The organism is Campylobacter troglodytis (genome assembly GCF_006864425.1).
GTDB lineage: Bacteria > Campylobacterota > Campylobacteria > Campylobacterales > Campylobacteraceae > Campylobacter_D > Campylobacter_D troglodytis.
On the sequence record NZ_QHLI01000038.1, the window covers coordinates 20,803 to 27,753 of the forward strand.

Here is a 6,951-nt window from a genome sequence, read left to right on the forward strand (position 1 = left end):
AATTTAGAGTAAAACCTTCAATTTTAGGACCCCTTTTAACTTCTTTTGTCAAGCTGTTAAAGAATGTCAAATTTTATCAAGCCAAGATACAAGGATCTATGGTCTACAAAGAGGATAAAATTAATAAAACCTTAAAAAGATCAAAGCTTGTTTGGCAAAAATGCAAGGCTTATTAAATAAAGATAAATAGCTTTTGCATAGTTTGGGGGCAAAATTTCAAGCAAAGACTTAATAGTCTTTGCTTTATGAATTTAAGGACAAAAAATGAGTAAAAAACAAATTTCTTTCAATGCCTTTGAGATGAATTGCATCTCGCATTTAAGCCCGGGACTTTGGCGTTATCCAAAGGATAGGGCTTTGGAGTATAAGAGCCTTGAGTATTGGCAAGATGTTGCTAAAATCGCTGAAAAAGGGCTTTTTGACGCTGTTTTCATAGCCGATGTGCTAGGAATTTATGATTTATATGGGGGAAATGATTTGGGTGCTTTAAGGACAGCCTTGCAAGTTCCTGTAAATGACCCATTATCACTAGCCGTAGCAGGTGCTAGCGTTACTCAAAATGTGGGCTTTGGCATTACAGCCGGCGTTCCTTTTGAGCATCCTTACCCCTTTGCTAGAAGGCTTAGCACCATAGATCATCTAACAAAGGGACGAGTTGGGTGGAATATTGTTACAGGCTATCTTCCAAGTGCAAATTTAAATATGGGCACTGTCGAGCTTCCCCACGATGAAAGATACGAGCTAGCCGATGAGTATATGGAGGTCATCTACAAGCTTTTGGAGGGTAGCTGGGAAGATGGGGCTGTGATTTTAGACAAAAAAACAGGTGATTTTGCTGATCCTAGTAAAATTCATCACATAGGACACAAGGGCAAATACTTCGATGTAGGTGGCATTCACCTGTGCGAGCCTAGCATTCAAAGAACGCCCGTGCTATTTCAGGCTGGAAATTCACCTCGTGGCAGGCAGTTTGCAGCCACTCACGCAGAGGCTATCTTCATAGCACCTCCCACAAAGGAGTATGCAAAAACTGCCGTGCAGCAGGTTAGAGAGGCTATAATTAAAGCTGGAAGAAAGCCAGATAGTGCTAAAATATATCTTTTAGCCACCATAGTTACAGATGAAAACGAGGCTTTGGCTCAGGCTAAGTATAAGGATTTATTAAGCTATGCTAGCACTGAGGGGGCCTTGGTGATAAATTCAGGTTGGCTTGGGGTGGATTTGAGTAAATTCAAGCTTGATGACCCTTTAAATTCAATTAAAAGCAATGCCATAGTGGCTCAGGTTGAGGCTTTGAGTAATTCTAAGACCCCTGAGGGCAAGACTTGGACTCTAAGGGATTTAATCAAACTCACAGGCATAGGCTGCCAAGGTCCTAAAATCGTAGGTAGCCCTCAAAAGGTAGCCGATCATTTGCAAGAAGCCATTGAATATAGCGGTGCGGATGGCTTTAATCTAGCCTATGCCACAACCCCAGCTAGCTTAGAGGATGTAGTTGAGTTTATAGTGCCAGAGCTTCAAAGAAGGGGGGTTTATAAGACAGAATATGTCAAAGGCTCACTAAGACACAAGCTCTTTGGCAAGGGAGACAGGCTAAATAACGAGCATATAGGCTCACAGTTTAGAGTAGGTGGGGCTAAATCAACCATAAACGACAGCAAGGCAAGACAAGGAGGAGAATATGCTGTATAACGACTTGCAAAATGGAATTTACATAATGCACGAGAATGAAGAATGGATACCGCCATTTAAAGAGGCTTTTGAGAGGGCTGGAGTTGAATTTTTCGAGCTTGATTTAAGCAAGGGCGGCATAAATTTAGACAAAGAACCCCCAAAGGGGGTCTTTTGGAGTAGGATGAGTGCATCCTCACACACAAGGGCACACCCTTTTGCAAAAGAGTATGCAAGGGCTATCTTTGCTTGGCTACAAAGCTTTAACAGACGCATAGTAAATCCTTTGTGCGTCTTAGAGCTTGAGGTAAGCAAGGTGGCACAGTATCTTGCACTCAATAAAGCAGGCTTTCGCACACCCAAAACCCTAGTAGCCTTTGGCAAGGCTGATTTATTAGAGCTTGCAAAGAGTTTGCAAGCACCCTTTATAATCAAGCACAATCAAGGAGGCAAGGGGCTTGGGGTCAAGCTTTATGAGAGCTTTGATGAATTTAAAGCTGAGCTTGATGGCTTTGAGGAGAGCATTGACGGGATTTATCTAGCACAAGAGTATGTAAAAAGCCAAGCACCCTTTATAACAAGGCTTGAATTTATAGGTGGGAAATTTCATTACGCTGTACGTGTTGATACCAGCGATGGGGGCTTTGAGCTTTGTCCCGCTGAGGCTTGCGAGCTTGAAAGAAAGCCACAACTTGCAGCAGCAGCTTGCGATATAGGGGCTAAATTCACAGTTAGAGAAGATATAAATGCTGAATTTCCCTTTGTAAAAGAGCTTGAAGCCTTTTTAAAACATAAGAAGATTGAAATAGCAGGGGTTGAATTTATTGAAAGTGTAGAAAATGAGCTTGTAGTTTATGACATAAATACGAATACAAATTATAATAAAGCCTTAGAAGACGGACTTAGAGCAAAGGGCTTGCAAGGTGCTGCTGATAGGGTTGTTGAGTTTTTGCATACTGAATTTAAGAAGGAGAGAGTATGAATTTTGCATATTGGAGCCCTGTTTTTGGCAGTTGGCTAAGAAATGTCGATGATGATACCACGAAATGCTCGTGGGATTACATCAAGGAGTTGGCTGTGGAGGCTGAAAATTTAGGCTATGTTTTGACCTTGGTGCCTGAGCTTTACCTAAATGACATAAAAGGACACAAGGCACCTTGTCTTGATGCCTGGGCTATTGCGACCGGACTTGCAGCTTGCACGAAAAAGATTGAAATTCTAGCGGCTTTAAGACCACAGTATCATCAAATAGCCCTAACCGCCAAGGAGCTAAGCACTTTAGCTCAAATGTCAAACTACCGCTTTAGCATAAATTTAGTTTCTGCTTGGTGGGAAGAAGAAGCAAGGCAGTTTGGCATAAATTTTGACGCCCACGATGAAAGATATGAGCTTTTAAGCGAGTATGCAGCTGTTTTGAAGGGCTTTTGGAGCGAGGCACCCTTTTCTCACAAGGGAAGATTCTTTGAATTTAAGGATTCTTACAACGAGCCAAAGCCTAGCAAGCTTCCCTACATCTACGCAGGTGGAGAAAGCGACAAGGGAAGAGCTGCTATAACTGAGTTTGCCGACTTTTATCTGATGCACGGAGGCACAGCCCGGGAGATAAAAGAAAAGATAAATGATATGAAAGCAAGAAAGAAAAAGGCTGGGCTAGGCGAATTTAAGGGCTTTGGAATGGCTGCTTATGTGATTTTAAGAGACACAGAGGAAGAGGCGTGGAAGGAATTTGAGAAAATCACCACCATCAAGGATGAGAGTGCTTATAGAAACTCTTACGAGGACTTCACGGGCAATTCAAATTTGGATGTGGATGTTAGCAAGGAAGAATATAGCGTCTCAAACAGAGGGCTTCGCCCAAGGCTAATAGGCACGCCCTCTCAAATAGCAGCCAAGATTAAAGAGTATGAAGAAGCTGGGCTAAATCTTATCATCATTCAATGTGCGAATATGAAAGAGGAGCTAAGAAACATAGCCACAAAGCTTTTTCCGCTTTTAAAATGAGTTGGCGTTGGGGGTTTAAGGCTATTTAAAATGTTGAATTTATTGTTGTGAATTTAAAAGAGCTGAATTTTTTTAAGCTATATCTTGCTGGGTTTGCCCCACTTTAAAAGCCCCCTCCCTTGCGGAGGGGGTTGGGGGTGGGTATTTTGCGTAGCAAAAATGTGTTAGCAGACGCGTAGTACGAAGTAAAATCCAAATTCACGCTTTAGCGTGAATTTCCGTAATCCGTTGTCAGTAATCCGTATTCTGCACTCCTTTGCGGAGGGCTTTCCTTTCAAAGCCCTCTGCCGTGCGGATGGGGTTTTTGTTTCGCTACACTCGCAATCCGTTGAGTGGGGGTGGGTTGTCAAATCGTCATTGCGAGACAAGCCGTTAGGCTTGGCGTGGCAATCCACTTCTACCTTGTCATTTTGAGCCGCAGGCAAAGCCCCCTCCCTTGCGGAGTGGTTGGGAATGGGCAATCATTGTGAAAGGGCAAAGTCAGCTTGACGGTTGGGGCGTAGCGGTTTTTGCCTAGCAAAAATGCACTAGCACAGCAAGGGCTAAAATTCACAGAGTCAAGGCATTTTGCCATAAATTCAAGTTTTTTCACAAAAAAGCCTAAATTTAAAAGAAGCTTAATCTTTTATAAATCTTTAATGCTATAATTTTATTTTTTGAAAGGTGTTTTTAAAATATAGCTGCATTCTGTGCCTTTGATGGCAAAGAAACTTAAAAAGCCTTTTAAAATAATATAAAAATTCACAAAAGAAAGGATAAATATGCAAAACTCAGTCATTGCATACCCAAGAATAGGCGCTTTAAGGGAGCTTAAATTCGCCATTGAGAAGTATTTTAAGAAAGAAAGCTCAAAAGATGAGCTTTTTGCCGTGGCAAAGGGGCTGCGAAAGACGCACTGGCTAGCTCAAAAAGAAGCTGGAATAGACTTTATCTCTTGCAACGACTTTTCATTTTATGATAATGTCTTAGACACAGCAGCCACCTTTAATGTAGTAGCAAGTCGCTACAAGGCTTTGAATTTAGACCCACTTGATGAGTATTTTGCTATGGCAAGGGGCTATCAGGGCGAAAAGGGCGACACCACAGCCCTTGCGATGAAAAAGTGGTTTAACACAAATTACCACTATCTCGTGCCTGAATGCGACAACGCAGAGCTTATTAGCTTAAATTCAAGCAAAATTTTAAGCGAGTATGAGGAGGCAAGGGCTTTGGGAATTGAGCCAAAGGTAGTCATCACAGGCATTTTTACCTTTTTTAAGCTAATCAATTTTGCTGACGAAAATACCAAAAACAAGGCAAAAGAAAGATTATTAACTGCCTATGAAGCCTTGTTTGATGAGCTTAACAAAAAGGGCGTTAAGTGGGTTCAGCTTGATGAGCCTTATTTGGTTTATGATTTAAAAGCCACAGACCTTGCCTTGTTTAAGGACTTTTACACCGCACTTCTTGCTAAAAAGGCAAATCTTAAAGTGCTAGTTCAAAGCTATTTTGGCGATGTAAGGGATATTTATGATACTCTGTGTAGTCTAAATTTTGACGCTCTTGGGCTTGATTTTATTGAGGGCAAGGAAAGTTTAAAGCTCATTAAAAGGGGCTATCCTACTGATAAGCTCTTATTTGCTGGGCTTGTAAATGGCAAGAATATCTACAAAAATAATTACGAAAAAACCCTAAATTTACTCAGTGAAATTCAAAATTTTGCCAACAATGTGGTGCTAAATACGAGTTGCTCACTACTTCATAGCCCCTACACCATCAAAAACGAGCAAAGGCTTGAGGTGCGGTATTTAGAGCATTTTGCCTTTGCTGAGGAAAAATTACAAGAATTAAAAGAGCTTAAAGAAATCGCTTCAAGCTCAAACTACAAGGAAAATTCACTTTACAAGGCAAATGTCGCCCTCTTTAAAAAGCCCACAGACAAAGACAACAAGGCTGTTAAAGAAAGGATAGCAGGGCTTAAGGATAGTGATTTTGTCCGCTTGCCAAAATTCAAAGAAAGGGAGCAAATTCAAAAGAAAGCCTTGAATTTACCACTTTTGCCAACTACCACCATAGGCTCGTTCCCACAAACTCCAGATGTTAGAAGCAACCGCCTTGCTTTCAAACAAGCCAAAATTTCAAGCACTCAATATACTAAATTTAATCAAGGCAAGATTAAAGAGTGCATAAAATTGCAAGAAGAAATCGGGCTTGATGTGCTGGTACACGGGGAGTTTGAGCGAAATGATATGGTTGAGTATTTTGGCGAGAGCTTGGAGGGCTTTTTATTTACTCAAAATGGTTGGGTGCAAAGCTACGGCACAAGGTGCGTTAAGCCCCCTGTGGTGTGGGGAGATGTAGCTCGCTTTAAGCCTATAACTGTGGCTTGGAGTGAATTTGCCCAGAAACAAAGCGATAAAATCGTCAAGGGAATGCTCACAGGTCCTGTAACTATACTCAATTGGAGCTTTCCACGCGAGGACATAAGCCTAAAAGAAAGCACTATGCAAATAGCCCTTGCCATAAGAGATGAGGTGCTTGATTTAGAAAAAGCAGGCATTAAAATCGTGCAAATTGACGAGGCAGCTTTGCGTGAGAAACTGCCCTTGCGAAAAAGCGATTGGCACAGCGAGTATCTAAGCTGGGCGATACCTGCTTTTAATCTCGTTCATAGTGGGGTTCGTGCAGATACTCAAATTCACACGCATATGTGTTATAGCGAATTTAACGACATTATCAAGGAAATTGACGCTATGGATGCTGATGTGATTAGCTTTGAGGCAAGCAGATCAAACTTAAAGCTACTTGATGCGCTAAAAGAGGCAAATTTTCAAACCGAAGTTGGACCTGGCGTTTATGACATACACAGCCCCCGCGTGCCAAGTGTGAGTGAGCTTGAAAGCACTATGAGTAAAATTTTAGCCAAACTTCCAAAGGAGCAAATTTGGATAAATCCTGATTGTGGGCTAAAAACCAGAGGCTATAAAGAGGTGATAGAAAGCCTGAAAAATATGGTAGAAGCCACAAAAACAGTAAGAGAAGGCTTATAAGATCTTTGAAATTATGTTTTTACTTGTGAATTTTGCTTTTGGCTTAAAATTCACAAGAAAACTTTGTAGATAAATGTTTTTGGCTTAAGACTTTAAGAGGATTTTGGCTTATAAATTTTAGGCTCAATTTAACTTATTCGCTTGATTTCTCATCATTTTTAGCAAGATTTTATACAAATCTTGTTGCTTAATTTTGGCATTAGATCTAAATTCGGTTTCTTTTAAATGAAGCATAAAATTTCTATTTCCT

General features: G+C 41.0%; 6 protein-coding genes. 4 read left to right on the forward strand and 2 right to left on the reverse strand.

From position 1 onward, the window contains the following. The first annotated feature begins 264 nt into the window (after positions 1-264). The 3 genes from DMC01_RS08510 to DMC01_RS08520 are packed head-to-tail and all read left to right on the forward strand — an operon-like array spanning position 265 to position 3,672. Entirely contained in the window at positions 265-1,692 is a 1,428-nt protein-coding gene (locus tag DMC01_RS08510) for an LLM class flavin-dependent oxidoreductase (protein WP_142693805.1), read from the forward strand. After that, the gene (locus tag DMC01_RS08515) at positions 1,682-2,653 is read left to right on the forward strand and encodes an ATP-grasp domain-containing protein (RefSeq protein ID WP_142693806.1); all 972 of its coding nucleotides are present in this window, start codon (positions 1,682-1,684) and stop codon (positions 2,651-2,653) included. Before DMC01_RS08510 ends, DMC01_RS08515 begins: the two co-directional genes overlap by 11 nt. Then, on the forward strand, positions 2,650-3,672 hold the full coding sequence (locus tag DMC01_RS08520; RefSeq protein ID WP_142693807.1) for an LLM class flavin-dependent oxidoreductase: 1,023 nt from the start codon (positions 2,650-2,652) through the stop codon (positions 3,670-3,672). Before DMC01_RS08515 ends, DMC01_RS08520 begins: the two co-directional genes overlap by 4 nt. Positions 3,673-3,836: 164 nt before the next feature. On the opposite strand, the gene DMC01_RS08525 is transcribed toward DMC01_RS08520, so the two are convergent. Next, a complete protein-coding gene (locus DMC01_RS08525; RefSeq protein ID WP_142693808.1) occupies positions 3,837-4,097 on the reverse strand; it encodes a hypothetical protein in 261 nt (86 codons plus the stop codon). Beyond that, complete coding sequence (locus DMC01_RS08530; RefSeq protein ID WP_142693809.1) at positions 4,070-4,264, reverse strand: hypothetical protein; 195 nt, start codon at positions 4,262-4,264, stop codon at positions 4,070-4,072. The genes DMC01_RS08525 and DMC01_RS08530 overlap by 28 nt, the downstream gene beginning before the upstream one ends. A gap of 169 nt (positions 4,265-4,433) precedes the next feature. Here DMC01_RS08530 and metE point away from each other — a divergent pair, with 169 nt between their 5' ends. Further along, entirely contained in the window at positions 4,434-6,701 is a 2,268-nt protein-coding gene (metE, locus tag DMC01_RS08535) for a 5-methyltetrahydropteroyltriglutamate--homocysteine S-methyltransferase (protein WP_142693810.1), read from the forward strand. Positions 6,702-6,951: the final 250 nt, after the last annotated feature.